Annotated in this window: 28 protein-coding genes and 1 pseudogene; 16 read left to right on the plus strand and 13 right to left on the minus strand. The window is 68.5% G+C overall.

What is annotated here, in order from left to right:
- Together ACFQ9K_RS26040 and ACFQ9K_RS26045 are read right to left on the minus strand one after the other, a co-directional pair.
- A complete protein-coding gene (locus ACFQ9K_RS26040; protein WP_378722444.1) occupies positions 1 to 951 on the minus strand; it encodes a phosphotransferase family protein in 951 nt (316 codons plus the stop codon).
- Between the two features lie 41 nt (positions 952 to 992).
- On the minus strand, positions 993 to 2,006 hold the full coding sequence (locus ACFQ9K_RS26045; RefSeq protein ID WP_378722443.1) for a 4-hydroxy-3-methylbut-2-enyl diphosphate reductase: 1,014 nt from the start codon (positions 2,004 to 2,006) through the stop codon (positions 993 to 995).
- A 164-nt stretch (positions 2,007 to 2,170) separates the two neighbouring features.
- Here ACFQ9K_RS26045 and ACFQ9K_RS26050 point away from each other — a divergent pair, with 164 nt between their 5' ends.
- From ACFQ9K_RS26050 to ACFQ9K_RS26065, 4 genes are read left to right on the plus strand one after another with little or no spacing between them, the layout of a single operon-like run.
- Positions 2,171 to 2,809 carry a lipid droplet-associated protein gene (locus ACFQ9K_RS26050; protein WP_378722442.1) on the plus strand — a complete coding sequence of 213 codons (639 nt, stop codon included), beginning with the start codon at positions 2,171 to 2,173 and terminating at the stop codon, positions 2,807 to 2,809.
- Positions 2,806 to 4,149 carry an exodeoxyribonuclease VII large subunit gene (gene xseA, locus ACFQ9K_RS26055; RefSeq protein ID WP_378722441.1) on the plus strand — a complete coding sequence of 448 codons (1,344 nt, stop codon included), beginning with the start codon at positions 2,806 to 2,808 and terminating at the stop codon, positions 4,147 to 4,149. The genes ACFQ9K_RS26050 and xseA overlap by 4 nt, the downstream gene beginning before the upstream one ends.
- 2 nt (positions 4,150 to 4,151) lie before the next feature.
- On the plus strand, positions 4,152 to 4,388 hold the full coding sequence (locus ACFQ9K_RS26060; protein WP_378722439.1) for an exodeoxyribonuclease VII small subunit: 237 nt from the start codon (positions 4,152 to 4,154) through the stop codon (positions 4,386 to 4,388).
- The gene (locus ACFQ9K_RS26065; protein ID WP_378722438.1) at positions 4,385 to 4,729 is read left to right on the plus strand and encodes a VOC family protein; all 345 of its coding nucleotides are present in this window, start codon (positions 4,385 to 4,387) and stop codon (positions 4,727 to 4,729) included. The genes ACFQ9K_RS26060 and ACFQ9K_RS26065 overlap by 4 nt, the downstream gene beginning before the upstream one ends.
- A gap of 25 nt (positions 4,730 to 4,754) precedes the next feature.
- Here ACFQ9K_RS26065 and ACFQ9K_RS26070 read toward each other — a convergent pair whose 3' ends face one another.
- Positions 4,755 to 5,321, minus strand: coding sequence for a DUF4245 domain-containing protein (locus ACFQ9K_RS26070; RefSeq protein ID WP_378722437.1), 567 nt, complete (start codon positions 5,319 to 5,321; stop codon positions 4,755 to 4,757).
- Between the two features lie 192 nt (positions 5,322 to 5,513).
- Here ACFQ9K_RS26070 and glpX point away from each other — a divergent pair, with 192 nt between their 5' ends.
- A complete protein-coding gene (gene glpX / locus ACFQ9K_RS26075) occupies positions 5,514 to 6,557 on the plus strand; it encodes a class II fructose-bisphosphatase (RefSeq protein ID WP_378722436.1) in 1,044 nt (347 codons plus the stop codon).
- A 218-nt stretch (positions 6,558 to 6,775) separates the two neighbouring features.
- Positions 6,776 to 8,182 carry a class II fumarate hydratase gene (locus ACFQ9K_RS26080; protein WP_378720687.1) on the plus strand — a complete coding sequence of 469 codons (1,407 nt, stop codon included), beginning with the start codon at positions 6,776 to 6,778 and terminating at the stop codon, positions 8,180 to 8,182.
- A 349-nt stretch (positions 8,183 to 8,531) separates the two neighbouring features.
- Here ACFQ9K_RS26080 and ACFQ9K_RS26085 read toward each other — a convergent pair whose 3' ends face one another.
- From ACFQ9K_RS26085 to ACFQ9K_RS26095, 3 genes are all read right to left on the minus strand, one after another.
- On the minus strand, positions 8,532 to 9,386 hold the full coding sequence (locus ACFQ9K_RS26085; protein ID WP_378720688.1) for an acyl-ACP desaturase: 855 nt from the start codon (positions 9,384 to 9,386) through the stop codon (positions 8,532 to 8,534).
- A 98-nt stretch (positions 9,387 to 9,484) separates the two neighbouring features.
- A complete protein-coding gene (locus tag ACFQ9K_RS26090) occupies positions 9,485 to 10,024 on the minus strand; it encodes an LGFP repeat-containing protein (protein ID WP_378720689.1) in 540 nt (179 codons plus the stop codon).
- Between the two features lie 175 nt (positions 10,025 to 10,199).
- Entirely contained in the window at positions 10,200 to 11,585 is a 1,386-nt protein-coding gene (locus tag ACFQ9K_RS26095) for a PhoH family protein (RefSeq protein WP_364722383.1), read from the minus strand.
- A 316-nt stretch (positions 11,586 to 11,901) separates the two neighbouring features.
- Between ACFQ9K_RS26095 and ACFQ9K_RS26100 the strand changes: the two genes are divergently transcribed.
- Positions 11,902 to 12,174, plus strand: a complete 273-nt coding sequence (locus tag ACFQ9K_RS26100; protein WP_378720690.1) for a hypothetical protein — start codon at positions 11,902 to 11,904, stop codon at positions 12,172 to 12,174.
- 28 nt (positions 12,175 to 12,202) lie between these two features.
- On the opposite strand, the gene ACFQ9K_RS26105 is transcribed toward ACFQ9K_RS26100, so the two are convergent.
- Positions 12,203 to 12,406, minus strand: coding sequence for a ferredoxin (locus tag ACFQ9K_RS26105; protein WP_378720691.1), 204 nt, complete (start codon positions 12,404 to 12,406; stop codon positions 12,203 to 12,205).
- A 9-nt stretch (positions 12,407 to 12,415) separates the two neighbouring features.
- Positions 12,416 to 13,600: a cytochrome P450 gene (locus ACFQ9K_RS26110; RefSeq protein ID WP_378720692.1), complete on the minus strand. Its 1,185-nt coding sequence runs from the start codon at positions 13,598 to 13,600 to the stop codon at positions 12,416 to 12,418.
- Between the two features lie 235 nt (positions 13,601 to 13,835).
- Here ACFQ9K_RS26110 and ACFQ9K_RS26115 point away from each other — a divergent pair, with 235 nt between their 5' ends.
- Complete coding sequence (locus ACFQ9K_RS26115; protein ID WP_378720693.1) at positions 13,836 to 14,540, plus strand: helix-turn-helix domain-containing protein; 705 nt, start codon at positions 13,836 to 13,838, stop codon at positions 14,538 to 14,540.
- Positions 14,541 to 14,559: 19 nt separating this feature from the next.
- On the opposite strand, the gene ACFQ9K_RS26120 is transcribed toward ACFQ9K_RS26115, so the two are convergent.
- Positions 14,560 to 14,979, minus strand: coding sequence for a limonene-1,2-epoxide hydrolase family protein (locus tag ACFQ9K_RS26120; RefSeq protein ID WP_378720694.1), 420 nt, complete (start codon positions 14,977 to 14,979; stop codon positions 14,560 to 14,562).
- 56 nt (positions 14,980 to 15,035) lie between these two features.
- Positions 15,036 to 15,761, minus strand: a complete 726-nt coding sequence (locus ACFQ9K_RS26125; RefSeq protein ID WP_378720696.1) for a TetR/AcrR family transcriptional regulator — start codon at positions 15,759 to 15,761, stop codon at positions 15,036 to 15,038.
- Between the two features lie 112 nt (positions 15,762 to 15,873).
- Here ACFQ9K_RS26125 and ACFQ9K_RS26130 point away from each other — a divergent pair, with 112 nt between their 5' ends.
- From ACFQ9K_RS26130 to ACFQ9K_RS26155, 6 genes are all read left to right on the plus strand, one after another.
- On the plus strand, positions 15,874 to 17,070 hold the full coding sequence (locus ACFQ9K_RS26130) for an FAD-dependent monooxygenase (RefSeq protein ID WP_378720697.1): 1,197 nt from the start codon (positions 15,874 to 15,876) through the stop codon (positions 17,068 to 17,070).
- 169 nt (positions 17,071 to 17,239) lie between these two features.
- Positions 17,240 to 17,629 carry a hypothetical protein gene (locus ACFQ9K_RS26135; protein WP_378720698.1) on the plus strand — a complete coding sequence of 130 codons (390 nt, stop codon included), beginning with the start codon at positions 17,240 to 17,242 and terminating at the stop codon, positions 17,627 to 17,629.
- Between the two features lie 41 nt (positions 17,630 to 17,670).
- Complete coding sequence (locus ACFQ9K_RS26140) at positions 17,671 to 18,216, plus strand: DUF3558 domain-containing protein (RefSeq protein ID WP_378720699.1); 546 nt, start codon at positions 17,671 to 17,673, stop codon at positions 18,214 to 18,216.
- A 25-nt stretch (positions 18,217 to 18,241) separates the two neighbouring features.
- A complete protein-coding gene (locus tag ACFQ9K_RS26145; protein WP_378720700.1) occupies positions 18,242 to 19,462 on the plus strand; it encodes a hypothetical protein in 1,221 nt (406 codons plus the stop codon).
- Positions 19,459 to 20,205 carry an ESX secretion-associated protein EspG gene (locus tag ACFQ9K_RS26150; RefSeq protein ID WP_378720702.1) on the plus strand — a complete coding sequence of 249 codons (747 nt, stop codon included), beginning with the start codon at positions 19,459 to 19,461 and terminating at the stop codon, positions 20,203 to 20,205. Before ACFQ9K_RS26145 ends, ACFQ9K_RS26150 begins: the two co-directional genes overlap by 4 nt.
- 38 nt (positions 20,206 to 20,243) lie before the next feature.
- Positions 20,244 to 20,687 (plus strand): hypothetical protein, encoded by a 444-nt coding sequence (locus ACFQ9K_RS26155; RefSeq protein WP_378720703.1) that lies wholly within the window; start codon positions 20,244 to 20,246, stop codon positions 20,685 to 20,687.
- A 4-nt stretch (positions 20,688 to 20,691) separates the two neighbouring features.
- Here ACFQ9K_RS26155 and ACFQ9K_RS26160 read toward each other — a convergent pair whose 3' ends face one another.
- The 3 genes from ACFQ9K_RS26160 to ACFQ9K_RS26170 form a co-directional block, all read right to left on the minus strand.
- On the minus strand, positions 20,692 to 21,459 hold the full coding sequence (locus ACFQ9K_RS26160; RefSeq protein ID WP_378720704.1) for a GDSL-type esterase/lipase family protein: 768 nt from the start codon (positions 21,457 to 21,459) through the stop codon (positions 20,692 to 20,694).
- 483 nt (positions 21,460 to 21,942) lie between these two features.
- A complete protein-coding gene (gene glyA, locus ACFQ9K_RS26165) occupies positions 21,943 to 23,238 on the minus strand; it encodes a serine hydroxymethyltransferase (RefSeq protein WP_378720705.1) in 1,296 nt (431 codons plus the stop codon).
- Between the two features lie 90 nt (positions 23,239 to 23,328).
- Positions 23,329 to 23,904 carry a TetR/AcrR family transcriptional regulator gene (locus tag ACFQ9K_RS26170; protein ID WP_378720706.1) on the minus strand — a complete coding sequence of 192 codons (576 nt, stop codon included), beginning with the start codon at positions 23,902 to 23,904 and terminating at the stop codon, positions 23,329 to 23,331.
- 50 nt (positions 23,905 to 23,954) lie between these two features.
- On the opposite strand from ACFQ9K_RS26170, the pseudogene ACFQ9K_RS26175 reads away from it, so the two are divergent.
- Positions 23,955 to 24,599, plus strand: a pseudogene (locus ACFQ9K_RS26175) (PaaI family thioesterase); the annotation flags it as partial.
- Between the two features lie 18 nt (positions 24,600 to 24,617).
- Entirely contained in the window at positions 24,618 to 25,067 is a 450-nt protein-coding gene (locus ACFQ9K_RS26180) for a nitroreductase family deazaflavin-dependent oxidoreductase (RefSeq protein ID WP_378720708.1), read from the plus strand.
- Positions 25,068 to 25,203 lie beyond the last annotated feature (136 nt).

Below are 25,203 nucleotides of genomic sequence, written 5' to 3' on the forward strand. Positions count from 1 at the left end.
TCAGTCGCGCAGACCGCCGGCGAACGGCATGGTCCGCCAGTGCTCGATCGACGGTTGCAACGCCTCGGCGAGCATCGGCAGCTGCGGCACCAGCGCGAGACACGACAGCGTCCTGGTCATGCCCACGGCGTTGACGAAGCGCATCACCCGTTCGTCGAGCCGCCGCAGCCCACGGCGCTCGGCAGCGGCGTTGTAGGCGCCCTCGCATTCGGGACCGAGAACCGCCACATCCCACTCGACCGGTCCGAGTGTGGCCAGCTCGAAGTCCGCGTACAGGGCACCATTCGGCGTGGCGACGATATTGACCGCGGGAGCGTCCCCATGGATCGGCTGCAGGTCGATTCCCGGAAACTCCGCCTCGAACGCTGTCCGGGTCCGGAGGACCGGCTCCAGAACCTCCCATTCCCGCTGTGCCCGGTCGAGGTCAGCGGGCTCGATCAGCTCGGGGCGGGCGGCGAGGGCGGCCAGGCTCTCGGTGACCCACGCGGGTTCGGCCGAGGACAGGAACGGCAGTTCCGCCGGGTAGCCACGCAGCGCCGCGTGCAGGTCGGCGATCAGGGCGCAGTTGCCCACGTAGTCCGGCTCGACGTCCGGGTCCTGCTCGACGAACTGCCAGAACGTCATCGAGAAACCGTTGCGCCGCACGGGTTCCCGCGATACCAGCGGACTCGGCGGAATCACCGGGTGGCCCTGCTCGGCGAGCCAGGCCACCACGTCGAGTTCCACCTGCTGGCGGGCGGCCTGGTCGTCGAGGCCGGCCCGGCCGGACAGCACGGTCGGGACCCGGACCACCACCGGCGCCGGAGCGAGATGTACCACCACGGAGAAGGCATCGTGGAGGATCTTCGCGTCGGTCACCGGCAGCCCGAGCGCACGGCCCGCGGCGACGGCCGCTTCGACAGCCCGTGATGTGCGGTCGACGAGTTGTTCGGGTGTCATCGCGGCCGGCATGCGGCGATGGTGCCAGACGGGGCGGCTCGGCCGCGACGGATTTACCGCGCGCGGGTGGTGCGCAGTTCGCGCGGGAGGGCGAAGACCAGGGTCTCGTTGGCCGTGGTGACCGGCTGGACGTCGGCGAAGCCGTGTTCTTCGAGCATGTCCAGGACGCCGCGGACCAGGATCTCGGGGACCGAGGCGCCGGAGGTGATGCCGACCGTGCGGGCGTCGGTGAGCCAGGCGGGGTCCACCTCGCGGGCATAGTCGACCAGATAGGCGGCCTTGGCACCGGCGTTGAGGGCGACCTCGACCAGCCGGACCGAGTTCGAGGAGTTGCGCGAGCCGACGACGATCACCAGATCGCATTCGGGGGCCATCGCCTTGACCGCGACCTGACGATTCTGGGTGGCGTAGCAGATGTCGTCGCTCGGCGGATCCTGCAGCTTGGGGAAGCGCTCGCGCAGCCGCTGCACCGTCTCCATCGTCTCGTCGACGCTGAGCGTGGTCTGTGAGAGCCAAATCACCTTCGACTCGTCGCGGACGGTGACCTTGTCCACCGAGGCCGGGCCGTCCACCAGTTGCACATGATCGGGCGCCTCGCCCGCGGTGCCCTCGACCTCTTCGTGGCCCTCGTGGCCGATCAGCAGGATGTCGTAATCGTCGCGGGCGAAGCGCTTGGCCTCCTGGTGCACCTTCGTGACCAGCGGGCAGGTCGCGTCGATGGTGTGCAGGTTGCGTGCCGCGGCGGAGCTGTGCACGGCCGGGGAGACGCCGTGCGCGGAGAACACCACGACCGAGCCCTCGGGCACCTCGTCGGTCTCGTCGACGAAGATGACGCCCTGCTCACGCAGGGTTTCCACGACGTGGCGGTTGTGCACGATCTCCTTGCGCACGTAGATCGGCGCACCGTGCTTCTCCAGCGTCTTCTCCACGGTTTCCACCGCCCGGTCCACGCCGGCGCAGTACCCACGCGGCTCCGCGAGCAGCACCCGCTTGCCGCCGGCGGTATCGGCGGTTCCGGCACCCGCTGAGCGGGCGATTCCGACGTTCAAGGGTATGGCCGTGGACATGCCGACAGCTTACGTGCGTGCACCGACTCCATGCCGTCCGGGCGTTGCGGGCGAACTCGGCACGCGGCGGCGAGGCGTACTCTGCGCACGCGGCCGGATGCGCCAGAATCACTCCCGTGAGCCCCGACCTTTGCATAGCACACCATTTCGGGCAGGCTAGGACCATGTTTCGACCACCGTTCCTGGCCCGGGTAGCCGCCGGGGCCGCCGTATACGCCATTGAGGAAACTCGCCGGCTACCCACGGCCGCAATGAATTTGCCGATCACCGCCATCAGCCAGATGCTGCAGACGACCATGCACGTCCAGCAGTTCGTGACCAGTCTCGCGCTCAAGGGCGACGCGGTCTTCGATCGATTGGGCAACGCTCCGGAGGAACAGCCGGAGTGGGCCACCTTCGACGAGGACCTCGACAGCGAGCAATCCTTCGGCGGCACCGCGGCGCGCACCAGCCGCTTCGATCGCTACGCCGCCGACGAACCCGAATCGTCCTTCACCACCCAGGAGACCCCGGCCGGGCGCAACGGCCACCCGGTCGACTTCGTCGCCGAACCGGAATCCGCCGAGCAGGCACCGGAACTGGAGATCGTCCGCGCGGAGGACCCCGCGCCGGCGATCAGTGAGCCGGAAGTAGCCACCCGCTACGACTACGCCAACATGACCCTCGCGCAGCTGCGTGCCCGCCTGCGCATGCTGACCGTCGAAGACCTCACCGCGCTGCTGGATTACGAGCAGCGGACCCGGGACCGGGCACCGTTCGTGACCATGCTGACGAATCGGATCGCCACCGTGCGGGCCCAGTGACCGAACCCCGGACTCCGTCGACGGTTGGCCGGGCCGCCCCCGGCCAACCCGAGCAACCCCAAGCCCCGTCCGCCGCTCCGGCGAACTCCGCCGAGCAGCCGTATCCGGTCCGCTCCGTCGCGATCAAGGTCGCGCAGTGGATCGATCGCCTCGGCAGCATCTGGGTAGAGGGCCAGATCACCCAGATCAACCTGCGCCCTGGCACCCGCACCGCGTTCCTGGTGCTGCGCGACCCGTCCGCGGACATGTCGCTGTCGGTGACCTGCGACCCCGACCTCATCCGTAAGTCCCCGGTCCCGCTGCAAGAGGGCAGCCGGGTCGTGGTCTACGGCAAGCTGTCCTTCTTCACCGGTCGCGGCACATTGTCGTTGCGCGTCATCGAGATTCGCCCGGTCGGCGTCGGCGAGCTGCTCGCCAGGATCGAGCGGCTCAAGGCGCTGCTGGCCGCCGAGGGACTCTTCGATCCGCGGCTCAAGCGGCCGATCCCGTTCCTGCCCAAGACCGTCGGCCTGATCACCGGCCGAGCCAGCGCCGCCGAGCGCGACGTCCTGACCGTCGCCCGAAATCGCTGGCCCGCGGTGCGTTTCGAGATCCGCAACACCGCGGTGCAGGGACCGAGCGCGGTGCCGCAGATGCTGGAGGCGCTAGCCCAGCTCGACCGCGACCCGGCCGTCGAGGTGATCGTGCTCGCCCGCGGCGGCGGCAGCGTGGAGGATCTGCTGCCGTTCTCCGACGAGGCGCTGTGCCGCGCCATCGTCGCCGCGACCACCCCCGTCGTGAGCGCGATCGGCCACGAACCGGACAACCCGCTCAGCGATCTGGTCGCCGACCTGCGCGCCGCCACCCCGACCGACGCCGCGAAACGCGTTGTCCCCGACGCCGCGGCGGAGTTGGCCGGCGTGCACGACCTGCGCGCCCGCGCCGCCGCCGCGTTGCGCGGCTGGGTCGACCGGGAAACCCGCGCGTTGACCCAGTTGCGTTCGCGGCCCGTGCTCGCCGATCCGTTGCGCGAGATCGACCGTCGCCGTGAGGAAGTCGAGCGGCTACGCGCGGCCACCCGGCGCAGCGCGGAGCAGTTCATTCGCACCGAGGCCACCGCGACCAGGCACCTGCGGGAGAAGCTGACCGCGGTGGGCCCGGCCGCCACGCTGGCCCGTGGCTACGCTGTCGTGCAGCGCGTCGCCGGTCCCGAACGACACGTGGTGCGCACGATCGAGGACGCGCCCGCGGGAAGCCAGCTGCGCATCCGGGTCGCCGACGGCGCGGTCACCGCGGCCGCGCTCGGCACCACGGTGCTCGGCCCGCGATCCACCGAAGACACCGAAACCAGGAGGAGCTGACCGTGGCCGAGCCCGAGACCGAATTGGCCGAGATCGCCGCGTTCGGCTACGAGCGTGCCCGAGACGAGCTGGTCAACGTGGTGAAGATGCTCGAGCAGGGCGGACTCGACCTGGACGAGTCGCTGGCCCTGTGGGAGCGTGGCGAGGCGCTGGCCAACCGCTGCGAGGAGCACCTGGCCGGGGCCAGGAAGCGCGTCGAGGACGCGTTGTCGCGCACCGATCTGGAGGACGGCCAGTGACGATCCGCCGGGCCACGCCGGACATCCGCACCACCGATATCGAACGCAGCCGCGAGTTCTACAAGCTGCTCGGGTTCGAAGAGGCGATGGATCTCGGCTGGGTTGTCACCATGGTCTCCCCGTCCAACCCCACCGCCCAGGTGCTGCTGGTCGGTCCCGACGCGGAGAAGCTACAGCCGAACCTGAGCGTCGAGGTCGAGGATGTGGACGCCGTGCACGCGGCGATGACCGCCGAGGGCGCCGACATCGTCTATCCGCTGACCGACGAGCAGTGGGGCGTGCGCCGCTTCTTCGTCCGCGATCCCAGCGGCACCATCGTCAACGTGGTCAGCCACCGCTAGGAAAGGTGCGGGCCGGCCGCCGCGGTCAGGACTTGATGGGCTGGGCGGCGGCGACGGCCTGGGCCAGCGTGACGAACGAGTCGCGCTGCCCCGCGCCGGTGATCAACACCCGGGACTGGCCGAGATCGGCGATCCAGGCCGGTTCCGAGCCGGGCTCGGAGTAGACGATCCACTTCTGGTCACCGATCTGCTCGGTGCCGGTGGCGTAGCGGGAGCCGAGGACGAAGCGCGACATCGATTCCTCGGTCGCGTTGCTCTGGCTGAACCGCATGTAGGAGCCGTGGCCAGTGATATAGCCGACAGTGCTGATCGGTCCCCCGCCGTTGCCGCTGATGTTCTCCCGGCTGCCGGAGTTGGGTGTCCAGTCGGCGGGCACGGCCGGGTTCCGGATGGGGAACGGAAGGCTGCGCGCGTCGGAGGTGAGCGCCGCCTTCACGTCGAAGTGGGGGATCTGCCCCTGCGTCGGACCCTTTGCGGCGAAACTGCATTGGCTGGCCAGGCCGGCGAAAACCACGGCGATCAATACGAGCGGGATCAGTGACCAGAACAGATCCCGGTAGTCGTTCATGATGCGTGGCTTTTGTGGGGACACGCACTCAGTATCCACTCGTGGGTCGGGTGCTCGAGCTCGCACCCCGCTGGGGCGTGCAGGGTGTACGCCCGTCTCAGTCGGAGTGAGACAATCGTCCGGACCGTCGCGCGCGGTCAGGCAGCTTGCGTAACCACGGAGGACCCCGCGTGCGGCGCATCGAGTTCTGTACCGACGCACAGGAGGCACCCCGCAATGACGGCATCTTCCCCGACACCGAGCCGCCGCGAGGCACCGGACCGCAACCTCGCACTGGAGCTGGTCCGCGTCACCGAGGCCGGTGCGATGGCCGCGGGCCGGTGGGTCGGCCGCGGCGACAAGGAGGGGGGCGACGGTGCCGCGGTGGACGCGATGCGGCAGCTGGTGAACTCGGTGTCCATGCGCGGCATCGTGGTCATCGGCGAGGGCGAGAAGGACGAGGCGCCCATGCTGTTCAACGGCGAGCTGGTCGGTGACGGCACCGGGCCCGAGGTCGACTTCGCGGTGGATCCGGTCGACGGCACCACGTTGATGTCGAAGGGCTCGCCGGGCGCGATCGCGGTGCTCGCGGTCGCCCAGCGCGGCGCGATGTTCGATCCGTCGGCGGTGTTCTACATGAGCAAGATCGCGGTCGGCCCGGACGCCGCCGACGTGATCGATATCTCGGTCCCGATCGGCGAGAACATCCGCCGGGTGGCCAAGGCCAAGAATCTGTCGAAGTCGGACCTGACCGTCTGCATCCTGGACCGCCCCCGGCATGCCGGGCTGATCCAGGAGGTCCGCGACGCGGGCGCGCGCATCCGGCTGATCTCCGACGGTGACGTCGCGGGCGCCATCGCCGCGGCTCGCCCCGATTCGGGCACCGACATCCTGGTCGGCGTCGGCGGCACCCCCGAGGGCATCATCGCGGCCGCCGCGATGCGCTGTATGGGCGGCGAACTCCAGGGCATGCTGGCCCCGACCGACGACGACGAGCGGCAGAAGGCGATCGACGCCGGCCACGATCTCGACCGGGTGCTCACCACCGAGGACCTGGTGGCCGGCGACAACGTCTTCTTCTGCGCGACCGGCGTCACCGACGGCGACCTCCTGCGCGGCGTCCGCTACTACGGCGGCGGCGCGTCCACCCAGTCGATCGTCATGCGCTCGAAGTCCGGCACGGTCCGGATGATCGACGCCTACCACCGCCTGACCAAGCTCCGCGAGTACTCCTCCGTCGACTTCATCGGCGACGAGCACGCCGTTCCACCCCTACCCTGACCCGACCGAAACGCCCTTACCCGGCCGGCCCGACCGAAGGATCCCCTCGGTCGGGCCGGCCGTTCGCCGGAAAGGCCTTCGGCGAGGGGCGCCCTCGGTCGAGTGCGGTACGGGCGCGCGGGCTTCCAGCCTGCGCGGGTTATTCCGGACGCGGGGTGTGCGGATCGCTACAGGCGTGGCGGCCCCATGGGTGCGCGGTGCGGCATAGGGTCGAAATCATGACCGAGGAGACGCAGCAGTACCGCATCGAGCACGACACCATGGGCGAGGTCCGGGTCCCGGTGGACGCACTCTGGCGCGCGCAGACCCAGCGGGCCGTGGAGAACTTCCCGATCAGCGGCCGCGGCCTGGAGCGCGCGCAGATTCGCGCGCTCGGCCTGCTGAAAGCCGCCTGCGCCAAGGTGAATCGGGATCTCGGACTGCTCGATCCGGCCAAGGCCGACGCCATCATCGCCGCGGCGAACGAGATCGCCGAGGGCAAGCACGACGCGCAGTTCCCGATCGATGTGTTCCAGACCGGCTCGGGCACCAGCTCGAACATGAACGCCAACGAGGTGATCGCCTCGATCGCCAAGGCGAACGGGGTCACGGTGCACCCGAACGACGACGTGAACATGTCCCAGTCGTCCAACGACACCTTCCCCACCGCCGTGCACCTGGCGGCCACCGAGGCGGTCATCACCGATCTGGTACCCGCGCTGGACCACCTGCGGCTCGCCCTGCTGGACAAGGCGACCGAGTGGCGCACGGTGGTCAAGTCGGGCCGGACCCATCTGATGGACGCGGTACCGGTGACGCTCGGTCAGGAGTTCGGCGGCTACACCCGCCAGGTCGCCGCGGGCATCGAGCGGCTGCTGGCGACGCTGCCGCGGCTCGGTGAGCTGCCGATCGGCGGCACCGCGGTCGGCACCGGCCTCAACGCGCCCGAGGGTTTCGGCGGGAAGGTCGTCGCGGAGCTGGTCCGTTCGACCGGGCTGGACGCGTTGCGCGAGGCGGCGGATCACTTCGAGGCGCAGGCGGCGCGCGACGCATTGGTCGAGGCGTCCGGCGCGGCGCGCACGGTCGCGGTCAGTCTGACCAAGATCGCCAACGACATTCGCTGGATGGGCTCGGGACCGCTGACCGGCCTGGGCGAGCTCCAGCTGCCCGATTTGCAGCCGGGCAGTTCGATCATGCCCGGCAAGGTCAATCCCGTTCTGCCCGAGGCGGTCACGCAGGTGGCGGCGCAGGTGATCGGTAATGACGCGGCGGTCGCGTTCGGCGGCGCGAACGGCGCGTTCGAGCTGAATGTCTATATCCCGGTGATGGCGCGCAATCTGCTCGAGTCGATTCGCCTGCTGGCCAATGTTTCCCGGCTCTTCGCGGATCGGTGTGTGCGCGGGCTGGTCGCCAATGAGGATCACCTGCGCACGTTGGCGGAATCGTCGCCGTCGATTGTGACGCCGCTGAATTCGGCAATCGGTTACGAAGAAGCCGCCGCGGTCGCGAAGGAAGCGCTGAAGCAGAAGAAGACAATTCGCCAGACGGTTATCGATCGCGGTCTGCTCGACGAGAAACTCACCGAGGCAGAGCTCGACCGGCGTTTGGATGTGCTGTCGATGGCGAAGGTGAAAGACAAGAAGTAATAGGCATTTTCGACGCTACGCCGGACGTCACGTCGGACACCCTCATACCGGTCCGACGTGACGCCCGAACGAGCTGTGCGCGGGTAGGTCAGCCGAAGTCAGACGTACTCGCGCCGGGCATCACAAAAAGATGCCGAGTGCAGCGAGGAACGCGCCGGCACCCAGGCTGACCAGAGCGACCAGGCCGGTAACAATTGCTGCGATCATGATTCTTTCCTTTCTTGCGTCCGCGCATTGCGGATGTACTCAGCTAATCGCGAGCAATACCGCGTGTGTTTCATCACATTCTTCGCGGCGCACGAAAGAAAACCGGCCGGCGCGGTAAAACCACGCGCCGACCGGGAGCAATTCAGCGCAGATGCGCGAGTTCTTCGCGGGCCCTTTCGCCCGCTTCGCCGAGATCGGTCCGGGTGAAGACGTTCCACCGCTGCAACAGCGGCTTGAACACCAGCTCGTCCTGCTTGGCCGGATCGTAGATGCCCGCCTCGGCGAGCACGTCGTCGCTGTTGCGCCCGTCGGCCAGCGTCACCGACGGCACGGTGAACCCGGCCACCTGATCGGCGATGGCCCGCATCGCCTGATCCGGCGCCACGTTCAGGCCCGCCTCGACCAGCTCGGCGAACACGACCGCCTGCATCTCGTCGTCGATCGCGATGCGTTCGGCGATCGCGGTGACCATCGGGCTCTCGCCCAGCGCGGCGATGTTGCGATGCCGGATCGCTGCGGCGACCTCCTCGAACGCGCACGCGGCCAGCACGTCGAGCAGGTGCATGCCGGGACGGCGGAAGCCGGTGGTCATGTTGTCCATCCGCATCCGTTCCAGCGCGACCGGGTCCACCGACCTGGTCGTCATGAGGAAGTTGCGGATCAGGATCTCGTGGCGGTTCTCCTCGGCGGTCCACCGGCCGACCCAGCGCCACCAGGCGCCGGTGCGCAGGTACTTGCCGAGCTCGCGGTGATACGAGGGCAGGTTGTCCGCGATCAGCACGCTGACGGTCAGGGCGAGCTTGGCGACGTCGCTGAGCTCGGACTGCTCCGGCGCCCAGTCGGTGCCGTGCAGGAACGCGAAGTTGCGACCGTCGTCCCACGGCACGAAATCATGCGGCTGCCATCCGTCGGCGGCGTCGATATGACGGCGCAGAATGGATTCCACGTCCAGCGCGAGGGATTCGAGCAACTCGCGATCGGTCAAGAGAGTTTGCACCTAGACAACCTAGCGGTTGAGCCCGTGATACGGGGATTTTCGGAATGAGACTGGACGGGCGTCCGGGACCGGTCGAGGCGTCCCGGACGCCGCACCGGCTACTGCTTCGGGGTGACCGTGATCTTGCCGTCGACCCAGGTGATGGTGCCGCCGGTGAAGTCGCTCTCCTTGCCGCCGGCGATGTCCTTCTCGTCGCTGGTGGGGTAGCCGAGCTTGCCCATGGCGCCGCCGTTGTCCTCCCACGCCTTGCGGATCTCGCCCCAGACGATGTGCGCTTCGCCGTCCTTGGCTTTGTACACCGTGCCGCCGACGAAGTCCTGGTACTTGCCGTCCTCGGGACCGGACTCCTGCGCCTCCAGCGGAGCGCCGAGCGCGCCTGCCGGACCGCCCGACTTCACGTACTTGTCGAAAATCGCGCCGGAGACCGTGAGGTCACCGCGCTGCGTGGCGATCTTGGTCTCCTCCGCGGCACCCGAGGCGTGCTCCTCGCCGTGCTGCATCGCGGCCGTGGTGGTGGTGATGGACGCCGCCGCGTTGTTGTCGTTCTTGTCGTCGTCCTTGCTGCAACCGGCGACGATCAGTCCGGCGGCGGCGAGCAGGGCGGTGTATCCAGCCGTTCGTCGAGCGAAGTGGTGCATTTCCATCCTCTCGAAAGTGGCTACCGAGGACGTCGCCGACTCGGTGACGCCGCTGGCAGCCTAGGCCGATGTTCAGCAATGACCCGGCGAATCCACCAGGGACACGCCGGGTCATACCGAACAGCTATCGCAGGGATATTACCCGGCGACTGTGAGCGGAAACACACTGCCCAACTCAGGCGTTGGGGCCGTACTCCTCCAGCATCTCGGTCACGAGCGCCGCGATCGGCGAGCGCTCACTGCGGGTCAGGGTGATGTGAGCAAACAACGGGTGACCTTTGAGCTTCTCGATCACCGCGGCCACGCCGTCGTGCCGACCGACGCGCAGGTTGTCCCGTTGCGCCACATCGTGAGTGAGCACCACCCGCGATCCCGTGCCGAGCCGGCTGAGCACCGTCAGCAGCACGTTGCGTTCCAGCGACTGCGCCTCGTCCACGATCACGAACGAGTCGTGCAACGACCGCCCGCGAATGTGGGTGAGCGGCAACACCTCCAGCATGTCGCGGGCGAGCACCTCCTCCATCACCTCACGACTGGCCAGCCCGTCGAGCGTGTCGAACACCGCCTGGGCCCACGGGCCCATCTTCTCGCTCTCGCTGCCCGGCAGGTAGCCGAGCTCTTGGCCGCCGACCGCGTAGAGCGGACGGAAGACAACCACCTTTCGCTGAGTTCGCCGCTCCAGCACCGCCTCCAGGCCCGCGGTCAACGCCAGCGCGGACTTGCCGGTGCCCGCCCGGCCGCCGAGCGAGACGATGCCGATGCTCTCGTCCAGCAGCAGATCGAGCGCGATCCGCTGCTCGGCGGAGCGGCCGTGCAGGCCGAATGCCTCCCGTTCCCGCACCAGCTGCACCCGTTTGTCCGGGGTGACCCGGCCGAGCGCGCTGGAGCTGCTGCCCAACAACCGGATGCCGGTGTGGCAGGGCAGTTCCCGGGCGTCGTCGATATCGAGGACGGATTCGGAGTAGAGCTGGTCGATCTGCGCCGTGCTGACGTCGAGTTCCACCATTCCGGACCAGCCGGAGGTAACGACGTCTTGTGCGTGGTATTCGTCGGCTTGCAAGCCCACCGCACTCGCCTTGACCCGTAGCGGAATGTCCTTGGACACGAGCACCACCTGACGGCCCTCGGCCGCCAGATTGAGTGCACAGGCCAGGATTCGGGAATCATTGGTGTCGGTGCGGAATCCGACCGGAAGGACCGCGGGATCGGTGTGGTTCAGTTCCACCTGCAGCGTTCCACCCTCGGTGCCGATCGGCACCTGCTGATCCAGCCTGCCGTGCTGCAGGCGAAGATCGTCCAGGTTGCGCAGGGCTTCCCGCGCGAACCAGCCCAATTCATGGTGATGCCGTTTGCCTTCGAGTTCGCTGATGACCACCAGCGGTAGCACGACGTCGTGTTCGCCGAACCGGGTGAACGCCCAGGGATCGGACAAAAGGACCGAGGTGTCGATGACAAAGGTATCGGCCGGGGAATGCGAGGGGTGTGCCCCCTTCGCGGCGGTTCCGCCTTTCGCGGAACGGGATTGCGCCGAGGGAGCGGGAACGGAGCGTGAAGCAGTCACGGTGGGCTCCTCTTTGTCCGCGCGGCACCCGCACGAACGATCTCGCTGGACCGGTCCGTCCTGATGGGACCTGACGTTGCCGTCAGATGCCACGAGGGCCGGGTGCCGGCCCCCTCGTACTGAATAGCTCAGTCACGGTCAGGACCTCCCGTACGAGCCACACCGCCGCGGCCCGCACCATCGACGCTACCGCCGAACTACGCTTCCCCGCTTCCGCACAGGTAGGCGTGTCCGTGAATTTGTCGTTAACCTCACTCGCCGACCCGAAGGGCCGGGTCGGCGCGGGCGGCCGGCGGGGCCGGTTAGAGTCGCCTGTATGGCCGGTAACGAGGACCTGGAGAAGCTGTCGTCGAAGGAACTGCACGATCGAGCGGTGAAGCTGGCCGTGCGGCACGGGGACGTCAAGTTCCTGTGGCGGCTGCTCACCTCGATCCCGGCCGCCGAGGCCGCCGCGGGCAACCTCGGGGAGAGCGAGGCGGACATCAAGTACGTGCTGCCGATGCTGGACGACTACATCCACGCGGGCGACGGCGAGGTCGCCGAGGTGCTGCGTCCGTTCTATCTGGAGTACCTGACCGAGCACAGCTGATCGCCGGGCGAACGCGCTGGTCCGGCGGCTAACCGGGCTCGCCGAGCACGGTGATCGCCCCGGCCGGGCACGCCTGCGCCGCCTGCTCGAGCAGTCCGTGCGACTCGGGCGACGGCGCCGGATCGAGCACTCGCACCTTCCCGTCGTCGGCGTCCTGATCGAACACCCCGGACGCGAGCAGCACGCACATCCCCGCGCCGATGCAGCGGTGCCGGTCGGCGGAGACCCGCATGGCGCCCGCCTACCAGGTGACCGGGAGCCGGTGCACGCCATAGATATCCATGTCGTGGCGCAGCGGGATGTCCTGCGCGGGCACGGCCGGCCGCAGCGTCGGGAAGCGGTTCACCAAGGCGGGCAACGCGACCCGCATCTCGACGCGGGCGAGTTGCTGGCCGAGGCACTGATGGATGCCGTGACCGAAGCCGACGTGCCCGACCGCGCTGCGCTGGATGTCGAAGGTGTCGGGCTCGTCGAACCTGGCCGGGTCGCGGTTGGCCCCCTGGATCGACAGCGCCACCGTCTCCCCCGCCTTGATCACCTGCCCATCCAGTTCGACGTCCGCCAGGGCCGTCCGCGACGTGGTCGGCACGATGCTCAGATACCGCATGAGCTCCTCGACGGTCTGGTCGGCGAGTTCGGGGCGAGCGCGTAGTTCGGCGAGTTGGTCGGGGTGGGACAACAACGCGAAGGTGCCCAGCGCCAGCATGTTCGCCGTGGTGTCCAGGCCCGCCCCGAGCAGCAGGGCGCCGACGCCGGCCAGTTCGTCCTCGGTGAGGTCGGCGTCGGTGAGATCGCTGAGCAGGTCGTCGGCCGGTGCCGCGCGCTTGGCCACCACCAGTGCGCGGATGTGCTGCTCGACCGCCGCGAACGCCGCCGATCGCTCGTCCAGGGTCGAGTTCTTGTCGTTGGCCACCTCGACGTACCGGCGGAACCGGTCGCGCTCGGTGGCGGGAACGCCGAGCAGTTCGCAGATGGTCAGCGCGGGGATCGGGAAGGCGAACGCGTCGATCAGGTCGACCGGCCCGCCGGTGCGCGCCATCGCGTCCAGGTGCTCGGCCGTGATCTGCTCGACGCGCTCGGTGAGCATGGCCATCCGGCGCACGGTGAACTTGCCCGCCAGCAACTTTCGGTAGCGGGTGTGCTGCGGCGGGTCGACGCCGAGCAGGTCACCGGGCGGTGCGGGCGGCATCGGGCCCAGATCGGCGAACGGGTTGTGCCCCAGCTCGTAGCGCACGCTGAAGCGCGGGTCGGCGAAGACCGCGCGGACGGTCGCGTGCCCGGTGGCGAGCCAACCGCGGTGACCGTCGGGGAAATTCATCCGGACGAGCGCGGGCAGGGTGGCCAGTTCCGCGGGCGGATCGAAGGGGCGACCGGGCGCGCGAGTGGTGGGAAGTTCGACGGCTTCGGAGAGTGGTTGATTCACCATGATTCCTACTTCGGTCGTTATTCGGATCTGGCCGAACGCTACGTTGCGTTCAAGATCTACTCAACGATTTGAGCCGCAGTACGGATGAAAGTTGCTGTTACAGAGCCGATTTGAATTGCAATAGTGCTGCCGGTGAATGCAATTCAGCGGCAAAACCATTGCAATGACGTGCGGCTGAGCGCAATACTGGATTCGCGGTTCGCGACGAACCGCACTATCTGCAGGGGGCGATCGCATGCCGGGTGGCAGGCTGACCCGATTCGATCGTGAGCAGATCGCGGACGGGCTCGCGGCCGGACTCGGGTACGCCGAGATCGCCCGCCGGCTCGGCCGGCCGACCTCCACCGTCAGCCGGGAGGTCAACCGCAACGGCGGTCCGAGCCGATACCACCCCGGACGCGCACACAAGGCGACCGCGCACCGCGCTCTTCGACCTCGGTCGCCCGCATCAGCGACCGGAAACACCGCCGTCGCAGACGATCCAGCGGTCGAGGAATTCCTGACGCGGTTCATCGCGCAGATCACCAGGACCGGCGTTCCCCGCACCGCGGCCGCCGCCCTGGCCTGCCTGTACACCACCGACAGCGGCAGCCTCACCGCCGCCGAACTGGCCCGGCGGCTCCGGGTCAGTCCCGCTACCATCTCCGCCGCCGTGCGCATGCTCGACGACCAGGGACTGATCCAGCGCGAACGTGACGGCCGCCGGGATCGCTACGCGGTCGACGACGACGTGTGGATGCACGCGACCGCGGTCAGCGCACGACAGGTCCAGGACCTGGCCGCGACCGCACGGCTCGGCGCCGAGGTATTCGGCCTCGGCACACCGGCGGGCCGCCGCGCCCAGTACACCAGCCAGTTCCTCGAATTCGTCGGCCGCGACATGGTCGAGTCCACCGAGCGCTGGCGAAAAGCCCTGCAACAGCAGCAGACTCAGGACTGAGCCGGCCGCGCGCCGTTGTTCAGCCGCGCGGCAGCACGGCGCGGAAGAGCCCGACGGCGGTGCCGCGCAGGAGGTTCTCCCAGCTGAAATGGTCGTGCCACAGGATGATTCGGCCGTCGCGCAGCTCGAAGGTGCCGGTGACCCAGAACGCGATCCGCACCGGGCCGAAGCGCAGGATGTCGGTGCGGTCGGTGAGCACGATGGCGCCGTCCGCGGCGATGTGGTGCAGCTCGACCGCGAACCCGAGCGCGTCCCGATTCAGGCCGAGCAGTACCTTGCGCGCCAGCCCGCCGCCGAGATCCGGCAGCGTGGTGTTCTTCCAGACGACGTCCGGGTGCAGCAGGTCCAGCGCGTCCTCCACGGGGCCGTGTTCGAGCGCGGCGAAGAACTTCCGCACCGTGGTGATCGCGTCCTGCTGAAGTTCTAGGTCCTGGGTCATGTTCCGACGATAGGCCGAAGCCGGGCCGGGCGGCAGGCCCGGCCGGGCGCGACCGCTCAGCTGCCCGCCCGGCTCGCGATCAGGACGGCCAAACCGTCGAGTACGCGGTCGATACCGAAGTTCAGGGCGTCGTTCGCGCCGGCCGACTCCGCGGCGGCGGCCTCCTCGGCGAAGGCGGCGACGACCTCCGGGTAGCGATCGCCCGCCTCGGTCATCATCTCGGTGAACTGTTCGGCGAACGGCGTCGTCGGGTCCTCGCCCAGGCTGTGCGTCTGCTGGGCCAGGCTGCGGGCATGGCCGTTCACCAGCACGATGGTGTCCAGCTTCTCCGGGCCGGTGAGGCCGGTGCCGCTCAGCGCGACCAGCGCGCTCTCCGTCCAACCCAGTTCGTTCGGGCCGAACGGGCGGGCGCCGACGGTGAGCTCCATGGCCCACGGATGGTCGCGATAGCGCTGGTAGATCGACTCCGCCCAGAGCCGGATCCCGGCCCGCCAGGATTCGGAATCGCCTTGCCGCGCAGCGGTATCCGGTGGCGTGCCCATGGCGGCGTCGAGCATCAGCGCGGTCAGTTGCTCCTTGGCCGGCACGTACCGGTACAGCGACATCTTCGTGAAGCCGAGGCTCTCCGCCAGGCGCTGCATCGACAGGTTCGCCAGCCCTTCGGCGTCGGCGAGCGCGATCGCCTCGGCCACGATTCCCTCCAGCGAGAGGGCGGGTTTCGGGCCCCGCTTGGGTCGCTGCTGGGTCCCCCACAGCAGCTGAACGGTGGTCGGTGTCGGCATGCGCAAATCCTTCCGGAGAACGGCTTGACTTGAAACTGTGTCTACCATACGCTCTGTCGTGTCCGACGGAAACAGTTTCCAGCGGACGCCGATAACGACTACAGGAGTCACCATGCGTAACCAGTCCGTTCTCATCTCCGGCGCCAGCATCGCGGGCCCGGCCCTCGCCTACTGGCTGCACCGCTACGGGTTCGACGTCACCGTCGTCGAGCGCGCCCCCGGCCTGCGCCCCGGCGGCCAGGCCATCGACTTCAAGGGCAAGACCCACTTCACCGTCCTGGAGCGGATGGGCATCCTGGAAGACATCAAGGAGCGCCGGACCGGCACCACCGACACCGTCTTCCTCGACGAGAACGGCAAGCAGCTGGCCCTGATGTCCGGCGACTTCACCGGCGGCGACGTGGAGATCCTGCGCGGGGACCTGGCCGAGATCATGTACAAGCGCACCGCCGAACACTGCGAGTACCTGTTCGGCGACTCGATCAGCGCGCTCACCGAGCTCGCCGACGGCGTGCACGTCGAGTTCGAGCACGGCCCGGCGCGTACCTTCGACCTGGTCTTCGGCGCCGACGGCATCCACTCCAGGGTGCGCAAGCTGGCCTTCGGGCCGGAACAGGACTTCGTCAAATACCTGGGCCACTACTACTGCGTCGCCGGCGCCAGCCCATGGAGCGAGGACGCCACCGGACCGCGCGAGCGGGCCGTCGCCTACGGCCACAACGCGCCCGGCAAGCTCGCGATCAGCGGCGGATCTAAGGCGCAGCAGCTGTACATGTTCATGTCCCCCGAGCTCGACTACTCCCGCGACGACACCGCGACCCAGCGGCGCATCGTCGAGGAGGTCTACGCCGAGGTGAACTGGGACGTTCCCCGGATGCTCAGCGAGATGGCCGATTTCAACGACTTCTACCTCGACTCGATCAGCCAGGTGCGGATGAAGGGCGACTACACCAAGGGGCGGGTCGCGCTGGTCGGCGACTCGGCGTACGGAAACACCCTGGCGGGCTTCGGCACTGGGCTCGCGGTGGTCGGCGCGTACGTCATCGCGGGTGAACTCGCCATCGCCGGCGGCGACCATACCGTGGCCTTCGCGCGCTACAACGAGATCATGAAGGGCTACGCGAAGATCATGGGAAACAGCAACGCTGGAAGGTTCCTCGCGCCGAAGACCGCCTACGGCATCAAGTTGCGCAACTGGTTCCTCGGGTCGCGGACGTTCTCCCTGATGATGAAGTACGCGGACAAGGCCGCCAACGACATCGACCTGCGGGATTACCCGACCCTGGCCGGCGCCACCGAGATCAACTGAAACCGTTGGCCGCGCGGGATATTCGGCCCCGCGCACCGGTTCGAGGCCGACCGGTATGCGGGGCGATCCGCCGATGTGCTCGCACCGGAGAATTCGCTGTGTTTCGATGGAACCGAAGCGGGGCGGGGCGCGTCTATAGGGTCAGAGACACTCATGAAAGGGGACGGTGATGGCGGTGGACAGCCCGTTTCCCGGGTACATCGAGGATGCGAAGTCCGGGGCGCTGAAGGTGCGGATGGATCCGCAGGGGTTCGTGGATATCGACAAGGCTTGCGAGCAGCTGATCAATCAACTGACCGCTGTGCGCGCCGATGCGCGTGAGTTGAGCGAGAAGGCCGCGTGGGGACTCGGTGAGAACAACCCGCGCCTGACGTCCGCCGTCGAGCTCGTACAACTGTTCCGGGAGAAGGCATTCGGTGGACCGAACAACGCCTACGACACCCTGAACGACTACATCACAGTGGCCGAGGACATCCGGGCGATGTTCAAGGCAATTTGCGAGACCTATCAGCGCACCGATACAGAATTCGCGACGAAGTTGCGGGAGATCAGCGTATGAGCTTCTTGCAGCGCGGAAGTCGTTCGCCGCGAACCGAATTCGTGGCGGCCGCGGCGCTTCTCGCGGCACTGCTGTCCGGATGCGACGGCGAGGCGAGGCCGGCGGAAACGCCGACCGGCCCGGATTCGACCGCGCCGTCCGTCAGCAAAACAACCGGATCGGCTCCACAGGCGGCCTTCGACCCCTGCACGTCGATGAGCCCGCAGTTCCTCAGCGAGCATCAATGGGACGCGTTACCGCCCGCACCGAAACAGAACAGCGCAAACGGCATCAGCTGGAAGGGCTGCCGTTACGTCGCCAAAGCCGGTTACGGTCTGACCATCGAGACCACCAACGGAACCCTCGCTCAAGTGCGCGAGAAGTTCCCTGTGGCCGTGGACATCTCGATCGGCGACCGGAGAGCGCTCCGGTATGAGGCCAGGCCGGACGTGCCCGGTGGGTGCACGGTCAATGTCGAGATGAAGACCGGTTCGCTGTACATCTTGGTCGACGACCCGAGCGGCAAGCACCCACGCAACCTGTCGCCCTGCGACAACGCCACCGAAATCGCCCAAGCAGTCGCACCATTGCTGCCCGCGGGCAGCTGAACCAAAACCCCACGGGGGAGCGATCATGAAACAGACCGACGGCCGCGCGATCACCAATCCCGAGAACGCGCAAAGCTTTACCCACGCCGAGATCAAGCAGGCGGCCGACGAGATGAACCCGGACGGGGTGAGCAGCGCGTCCGACGCCTGGTCGAAGATCGCGACAGCCGTGACGGATGCCGGGCACCACTTCGAGGCCGCCATCAAGCAGGCGATCGAACAGCATTGGGAGGGTGCGGCGGCCGACAGCGCGGTGCGCGGCATCCGCGACTACGCGACCCAGCTCGGCGAGTTCGGCGACACGCTCAACGCGCAGACCACGCCGCTGTCGCAGGCGGCGAGCGCGGCGGCGAAGTTCAAGCTGTCGGTGCCCGATGTGGTGGATACCTCGACCAACCCGCGCGGGCCGGAACTGCGCAACTCCACCGAGGAGCAGGCCCGCGACGACATGACCACGCAGTACATCCAGCCGTACGGCACCACCGCCCCGGCCATCCCGACGCTGCCGCCGCCGATCAGCCCGATCTCGGTGACCCCGCCGGGCGGTGACAGCAGCAATGATCCGGGCACGAGCCCCGGCACGACGAAGGCTCCGGACCACAGCAGTTCCGACTCGGCGGATTCCAGCAAGCAGGCGCCGGCCGACAAGGCGGACAAGTCTTCGGACGCAAGCACGGCGGAAGCCGAGGCGAAATCGGAAGATACCGCCCCGCAGTCTGTTTCGAAGGATCAGACCGGCGATCCGGCGAGCACGCCCGCCTCGACGACAACGGCGGCAACCACACCGAAGTCCCCGACCACGACCACGTCGCCCTTCTCCGCCAGCCCGGTCGCGGCGGCAATCCCCACCACCACCACGCCGCTGCCGTCGTCGACCGTCACCCCCGCCTCGGTCAACGGGACACCGAGCAGGTCCGGCTCCCCGGCCACCAGCGGTCACCCGAACACCTCGGCCACTCCGAACACCTCGGCGAGCCCGAACAGCGAAGCGCGCCAGGGCAGCTCACGGCCACCGGTGCCCACCACCGCACCGGTCGCCGCAGGACCGCAGCCGGCCGCTACTCCCGGTCGAACCGGTGTACCGGGCGCCTCGGCCTACCCCGGCATGTTCCCGCACGGCGCCCGCAGCCGAGGTGACGACGACGGCGAACACAAGTCCCCCGGCTTCCTACGCACCGAGGAGCACGCCAAAGAACTGCTGGGCGAGGTGGAAAAGACCGTGCCGCCGGTCCTCGGAGAGAAATGACGGCGCAGTGGTCGCTGTCGGCGGAGCAGTTCGCGGCGGCCTGGTTCGGCACCGGCCTGGATCGCCTGCCCTTTCCGTTCCGCTTCACCAGCCGCTTTCCCTGGCTGCGCGAATACCAGAGCTACCAGCGGCAATTCCGGGAAGAGCTGGCTCGCCCCGAGCGCGTCCCCCTGTCACGGACCATCACCGTGCTCGCCCGACCCGATTGGCGCATCGAACTTTTCGGCAACGACAACACCCGCGACGGTATCGAGCTGCGGGCGATCGGCTGCGCCACCCGCGGCGGCGCGGGCGTGATCGCCGAGCAGACACCCGCACCCACCGGTGGCCGAGTTCAGCTGCGCCGCTGCCGGATAGACCAGCTGGCCACCGAACTGATACGGCTGCTGCCGGATACCCCGGCGGGCACCACCGGCGAGAAGTCGTTCCTACTGGACGATCTCAACGACGAGCGCCCAGACCTGTTCGGCAGTGCCCCCGCCAGCGAGGTGAAGGATCGGTACCGCCGGTTCTGGCGGCAGCCCTGCGGCACCCGCGGCACGGCCGCCGTCCTGCTCGGCCCGCGCAACGCCGAACCGCTGCGCACCGGCCGCCTGCGCTGGATCGACACCACCGCCGACGGCCGCTACTACGAGGTTCCGGCCAACCGTGCCCTGATGATCCGCCCCGGGACCAGCGCCGACCTCGTCCGCTATCTCGACGAGTCGATCGCCCGCGCCCGGGCCAGGATGGATTCGGTGTGAACCGTATTGGTACCGGCCGGTCTGGGTAAGTCGACGGCATGACTACTACTCGGGATGAGATCGAGTCGTTTCTAGTCGAATACCAGGACTCGTTGACCGCGTTCGACGCCGAACGCTCGGTCGCGCAGTGGGGCATGCCCGGCACGATCGTCAGCGACGCCTTCGTCGGCACGCTGTCCTCCACCGCGGAGATGGCCGAAAGGCTGAAGAAGTCCTACCCGTTCTACCAAAGCCTCGGCCTGGCCTCGGTCGGTCACACCCTGCTCGAGCAGGCCGACCTGACCGCCCGCCTGACCCGCATCCACGTGCGCTGGCATTTCTACGACGGCGACGGCGCCCTGCTCACCGACGGCGATTACGAATACCTGCTGCGCCGTGAGGACGACGGCCGGCTCAAGGTGTACGTCGCGGTGGCCATCGACGAGATGGAGAAGCTCGCCGCACTGGCCGCCGCCAAGGGCATCGAAATGCCGGCCGGCTGAGCGCTCAGCCGCGGCGGCGGATCGCGTCGATGAGCATGCGCGCTTCGTATCGATGACCAATCGCGTTGGCGTGCAACGGTTGTGCCGGCGAGTTCGGGAAGACGCCTTCGGCCCAGCGAGTGTCCTCCGGCGCGCAGGCGTCATGGCCGATGCTGGCCGGGTAGACGTCGACGAACGTCGCGTCGTGCGCGGCCGCCTGGGCGGCCAGCACCGCGTTGACCGCTTCGACGCCGGCGAAGATCTGGTCGGCCTGACTCGGCAGCAGCGGCACCGCCGGGAAGCAGCCGCCCGCGCGCACGCGCTCGATCTTGCCCATCACGAAGACCTCGGCCTGCGGTGCGCGGACATGGATATCATCCAGCAGCGCAGCCAGTTTCGGCGCCAGTGCGGTGGCCGTCCAGCCGTCGTCGGCGTAGTCGTTGATGCCGAAATCCACCGACACGATCGTCGCGTCCGCGGTCACCGCGTCCATCTGCGGGCCATTCGGCGCACCGAACGGAATCGGCTGCGCCACATACATATTCGCGATCTTCGCGCCGGAACACGCGGGGTCGCGCAGCACCAGCCCGAGCTCGTCGGCGGCCAGGTGCGCGTAGTTGTGGTCGGACCGAAAGCAACCCAGTGGTTCGAGCTGATCCGGAATGAACGGCCCCGCCGCGCTCGACTCCCCCACGGACACATAAACCCCCGGCGGCTCCGCACCCGCCAAAGGCACACCTGCGCCCAGCGCCACCAGCACGCAGACCACCCGGACCACCCGCCAGCCGACCACCAGCTTGCCTCCGCGTCGAGTCGAGTCCCCTACCTGAGCTGCACAACGCCGAACCGCCCCGCACCAACGAGGGACAATCCGCGAAAAACACTAACGGGACACCTCGTCGCCAACACGCGCCGACACGCACCCGAACCAACTCCGCCAACGGGCCTACCCATACCCCACCGATTCCGCCTGCCACAACCATGCGGCAGCGGCCACACAGCGCCGAGCAGCCAGGGCGACGCCCCTAACCAACCGAAGATGGCCACGAGTACCCACCGCCATGACCCGCACGGGCTCATCCCACCCACGGTCCAAGCAAAACGCCGCTTCCCGACACCGGACCGGGCGACCAGACCGATCATCGACAGGGACATGGCCGAGTCGTTGTGCGAGTAACGCCACCACTAGGTCCCGATGGGCGGGCGGGAATGACTCGGGCTCGCGCATTCGGTGGATGACCGGATACGCGAGCCCGTGTCGTGGGTCGGGGGTGGCTCAGCCGAGCAGGCGCCAGTCCTCCAGGCCGTCGTAGAGCGGGACGCTCTGGGCGAGCTTGGTAACGCGGCCGCGGAGGGTGTCGACGTCGGAGCCGCCGGCGAGCGCGGTGCCGATGATGTCGGCGACCTCGGTGAATTCGGTGTCGCCGAAGCCGCGGGTGGCCAGGGCGGCGGTGCCGATGCGCAGGCCGGAGGTGACCATCGGGGGGCGCGGGTCGAACGGAACGGCGTTGCGGTTCACCGTGATTCCGATCTCGTGCAGCAGATCCTCGCCCTGCTGGCCGTCGAGCTCGGAGTTGCGCAGGTCGACGAGCACCAGGTGCACGTCGGTGCCGCCGGTGAGCACGCTGACGCCCTTGCCCTTGACGTCGGCCGCGGCCAGGCGCTCGGCTAGGATCTTGGCGCCGGACAGGGTGCGCTCCTGCCGGTCCTTGAACTCGCTGCCCGCGGCGATCTTGAACGCGACGGCCTTGGCGGCGATGGCATGCATGAGCGGCCCGCCCTGCTGGCCGGGGAACACCGCGCTGTTGAGCTTCTTGGCAAATTCCTGCTGGGCCAGGATCAGGCCCGAACGCGGTCCGCCGAGGGTCTTGTGCACGGTGGAGGACACGACGTGCGCGTGCGGCACCGGCGAGGGGTGCAGGCCGGCCGCGACCAGACCGGCGAAGTGCGCCATGTCCACCCACAGGTAGGCGCCGACCTCGTCGGCGATCGCGCGGAACGCGGCGAAGTCCTGCTGGCGCGGGTAGGCCGACCAGCCGGCCACGATCACCTTCGGCCGAGCCGCGAGCGCGATGCTGCGCACCTCGTCCATGTCGATGCGGTGGTCTTCCTTGCTGACGCCGTAGAAGTGCGTCTCGTACAGCTTGCCGGAGAAGTTCAGCCGCATGCCGTGGGTCAGGTGGCCGCCGTGCGCGAGGTCGAGGCCGAGCAGCTTGTCGCCCGGGTCCATCAGCGCCATCAGCACCGCGGCGTTCGCCTGCGCGCCGGAATGCGGCTGCACGTTGGCGAATTCGGCGCCGAAGAGTTCCTTGGCGCGGTCGCGGGCGAGGGTCTCGACGACGTCGACGTGCTCGCAACCGCCGTAGTAGCGCCGACCCGGGTAACCCTCGGCGTACTTGTTGGTGAGCACGCTGCCCTGCGCCTGCAGCACCGCGCGCGGCACGAAGTTCTCCGAGGCGATCATCTCGAGCGTGTCGCGCTCGCGCGCGAGTTCGCCTGCCATCGCGGCGGCGAGCTCCGGATCGAGCTCTCCGAGAGACTGAGTATTGACCGAGGCCGTCGTCTGCGTCACCGCCACAGTCTATGGGCCCGCTTTGTGCTCTTCAGCACGGGGTTCCAGGCAACTCCCGACCCTCTGCCCCACGACCCGGGGCGCGCACGGTCAGCTATCGGCGAGCGGTAGATACCGGTCGAGGAGGACCGAAAGGTGCGTTTGCGCGTCGATCAGCGGCTGGGTGGATTTCATCGCGCGCGACTGCACGATGGCGCCCTCCAGCGTGCTGATCACGAAGCTGGCGAAGGACTTCGCCTCCTCGGCGGGTAGGCCCGCGTCCGCGAAGCCCGCACCGAGGCGTTCGTGCCAATCGGCGAATACCGCACCGGCAGCGGCTTGCACGCCGGGCTCGGACTCGGCGAGCGCGGCGCCGACGATCGGGCAGCCGGTGCGGAACGCGCTCGTGTCCAGCGCGTTGACCCACCAGCCGAACAGCGCGTCGAACCAGCGCTGCGGCGGCCGCGAGGCGGTGATCTTCTCCAGCACGGTGGAGAGCCGGGCACCGGCGATCGTGGTGGCCGTCGCGACGAGCTCGCTCTTGCCGGACGGGAAGTGCTGGTACAGCGAATTGCGCGAGGCCTTGCCCCGATCGAGCAACGCGGTGAGACCTGCACCCGCCACGCCTTGTTCGCGGACCAGTTCGATCGCGCTCTCGATCAGCCGAGCGCGGGGACCTGTGGTCATAGCGCACCCCCTGTCCGGTCGAAGTTCCGCGTGCCCGCCCGCCGGAGCACTGCGCCATTGTGACTTACGCCACCGACAGCACGCCGACCGGCGAGTCCGCCCGGCGCCGGCGGCACGAGCGCGGCGCGAATGTCTTCCACGCGGATCTTCTCCTCCAGCGCTGTTGCATGAACCGATCGGTCCATGCTCCAATCATGACAGATGTGGACCGATCGGTTCACCGAAAGGACGGATTCATGTCGGAGACCACGATCGATCTCGCGCAACTGACCGGGCTGGAACTGCTCCGCCTCGGGATGACGCGGCAGGACCGGCCGCCGTTCATCGGCGATCTGCTCGGCCTGGAGGCGGACCTGCTCGAGCAGGGCAAGGTGGTGTTCTCGCTGCGCACCCGCCCCGACTTCGCCAACCCGCTCGGCACCACGCACGGCGGCATCTGCGCCACCCTGCTCGACTCGGTGATGGGCTGCGCGGTGCACTCGACCCTCGACGCCGGCGTCGGCTACTCCACCTTGGAGCTGAAGGTCAATTACATCCGCGCGGTCCCGACCGACGGCCAGAAACTCACCGCGACCGGCACCACCATCCACGTCGGCCGCAGCACCGCGACCGCCGAGGGCCGGGTCGTCGACGAACAGGGCAGGCTGGTCGCGCACGGCACCACCACCTGCGTCATCCTCCGCGGAAACCGCTGAGCCACCGGGAGTCTCGCCATGACCGAACGCAGCACCGCCGCCGCCGTCCGCAAGTTCCGGCGCGAACGCCTGATCGGCCGCTACCTGGCCAACCCCGCCGTCGGCCTGCTCGACCGCCTCGGCATCCGCTCGGCCCTGCTCGCCGAACTGGAGACCACCGGCGCCAAAACCGGCCGGCCGCGCCGGGTTCCGGTCACCGTGTCGATCGACGACCGGGGCGCCTGGCTCATCTCCCAGCACGGCCGCCGGTCCGGGTGGGCGCGCAATATCGTGGCCGACCCGAATGTCCGCCTACGCCAAGGTAAACGCTGGTACACCGGCACCGCCGCGTTCGTCCCCGACGACGACGTGATCGCCCGCGCCCGCAGCTTCGCCACGGGCCGCGTCCCCGAAGCCGCCGCGGAGTGGACCATGAAGGCGCTGGAAAGCGACCCGATCTCGGTGCGCATCACCTTCACCGACGCCTGACTCGGGCCGTGCCCCCGCCGCTCGGGGCACACTGATTCGGGGCCCCGCGAGACGTAACGAGACGCCCCGATTCCACCGGTTTAACCGGTGAAATCGCCATCACCCCGTCTCCGAGGAGCCACACATGCTCGCCCTG

The organism is Nocardia sp. NPDC056564 (assembly GCF_042793755.1).
Taxonomy (GTDB): Bacteria; Actinomycetota; Actinomycetes; order Mycobacteriales; family Mycobacteriaceae; genus Nocardia.

Coding starts and splice junctions, on each gene's coding strand:
- ACFQ9K_RS26040 (WP_378722444.1), bottom strand. CDS start 951: ATGCCGGCCGCGATGACACCCGAACAACTCGTCGACCGCACATCACGG.
- ACFQ9K_RS26045 (WP_378722443.1), bottom strand. CDS start 2,006: ATGTCCACGGCCATACCCTTGAACGTCGGAATCGCCCGCTCAGCGGGT.
- ACFQ9K_RS26050 (WP_378722442.1), top strand. CDS start 2,171: ATGTTTCGACCACCGTTCCTGGCCCGGGTAGCCGCCGGGGCCGCCGTA.
- glpX (WP_378722436.1), top strand. CDS start 5,514: ATGACGGCATCTTCCCCGACACCGAGCCGCCGCGAGGCACCGGACCGC.
- ACFQ9K_RS26080 (WP_378720687.1), top strand. CDS start 6,776: ATGACCGAGGAGACGCAGCAGTACCGCATCGAGCACGACACCATGGGC.
- ACFQ9K_RS26090 (WP_378720689.1), bottom strand. CDS start 10,024: ATGCACCACTTCGCTCGACGAACGGCTGGATACACCGCCCTGCTCGCC.
- ACFQ9K_RS26100 (WP_378720690.1), top strand. CDS start 11,902: ATGGCCGGTAACGAGGACCTGGAGAAGCTGTCGTCGAAGGAACTGCAC.
- ACFQ9K_RS26105 (WP_378720691.1), bottom strand. CDS start 12,406: ATGCGGGTCTCCGCCGACCGGCACCGCTGCATCGGCGCGGGGATGTGC.
- ACFQ9K_RS26110 (WP_378720692.1), bottom strand. CDS start 13,600: ATGGTGAATCAACCACTCTCCGAAGCCGTCGAACTTCCCACCACTCGC.
- ACFQ9K_RS26115 (WP_378720693.1), top strand. CDS start 13,836: ATGCCGGGTGGCAGGCTGACCCGATTCGATCGTGAGCAGATCGCGGAC.
- ACFQ9K_RS26120 (WP_378720694.1), bottom strand. CDS start 14,979: ATGACCCAGGACCTAGAACTTCAGCAGGACGCGATCACCACGGTGCGG.
- ACFQ9K_RS26125 (WP_378720696.1), bottom strand. CDS start 15,761: ATGCCGACACCGACCACCGTTCAGCTGCTGTGGGGGACCCAGCAGCGA.
- ACFQ9K_RS26130 (WP_378720697.1), top strand. CDS start 15,874: ATGCGTAACCAGTCCGTTCTCATCTCCGGCGCCAGCATCGCGGGCCCG.
- ACFQ9K_RS26135 (WP_378720698.1), top strand. CDS start 17,240: ATGGCGGTGGACAGCCCGTTTCCCGGGTACATCGAGGATGCGAAGTCC.
- ACFQ9K_RS26145 (WP_378720700.1), top strand. CDS start 18,242: ATGAAACAGACCGACGGCCGCGCGATCACCAATCCCGAGAACGCGCAA.
- ACFQ9K_RS26150 (WP_378720702.1), top strand. CDS start 19,459: ATGACGGCGCAGTGGTCGCTGTCGGCGGAGCAGTTCGCGGCGGCCTGG.
- ACFQ9K_RS26155 (WP_378720703.1), top strand. CDS start 20,244: ATGACTACTACTCGGGATGAGATCGAGTCGTTTCTAGTCGAATACCAG.
- ACFQ9K_RS26170 (WP_378720706.1), bottom strand. CDS start 23,904: ATGACCACAGGTCCCCGCGCTCGGCTGATCGAGAGCGCGATCGAACTG.
- ACFQ9K_RS26180 (WP_378720708.1), top strand. CDS start 24,618: ATGACCGAACGCAGCACCGCCGCCGCCGTCCGCAAGTTCCGGCGCGAA.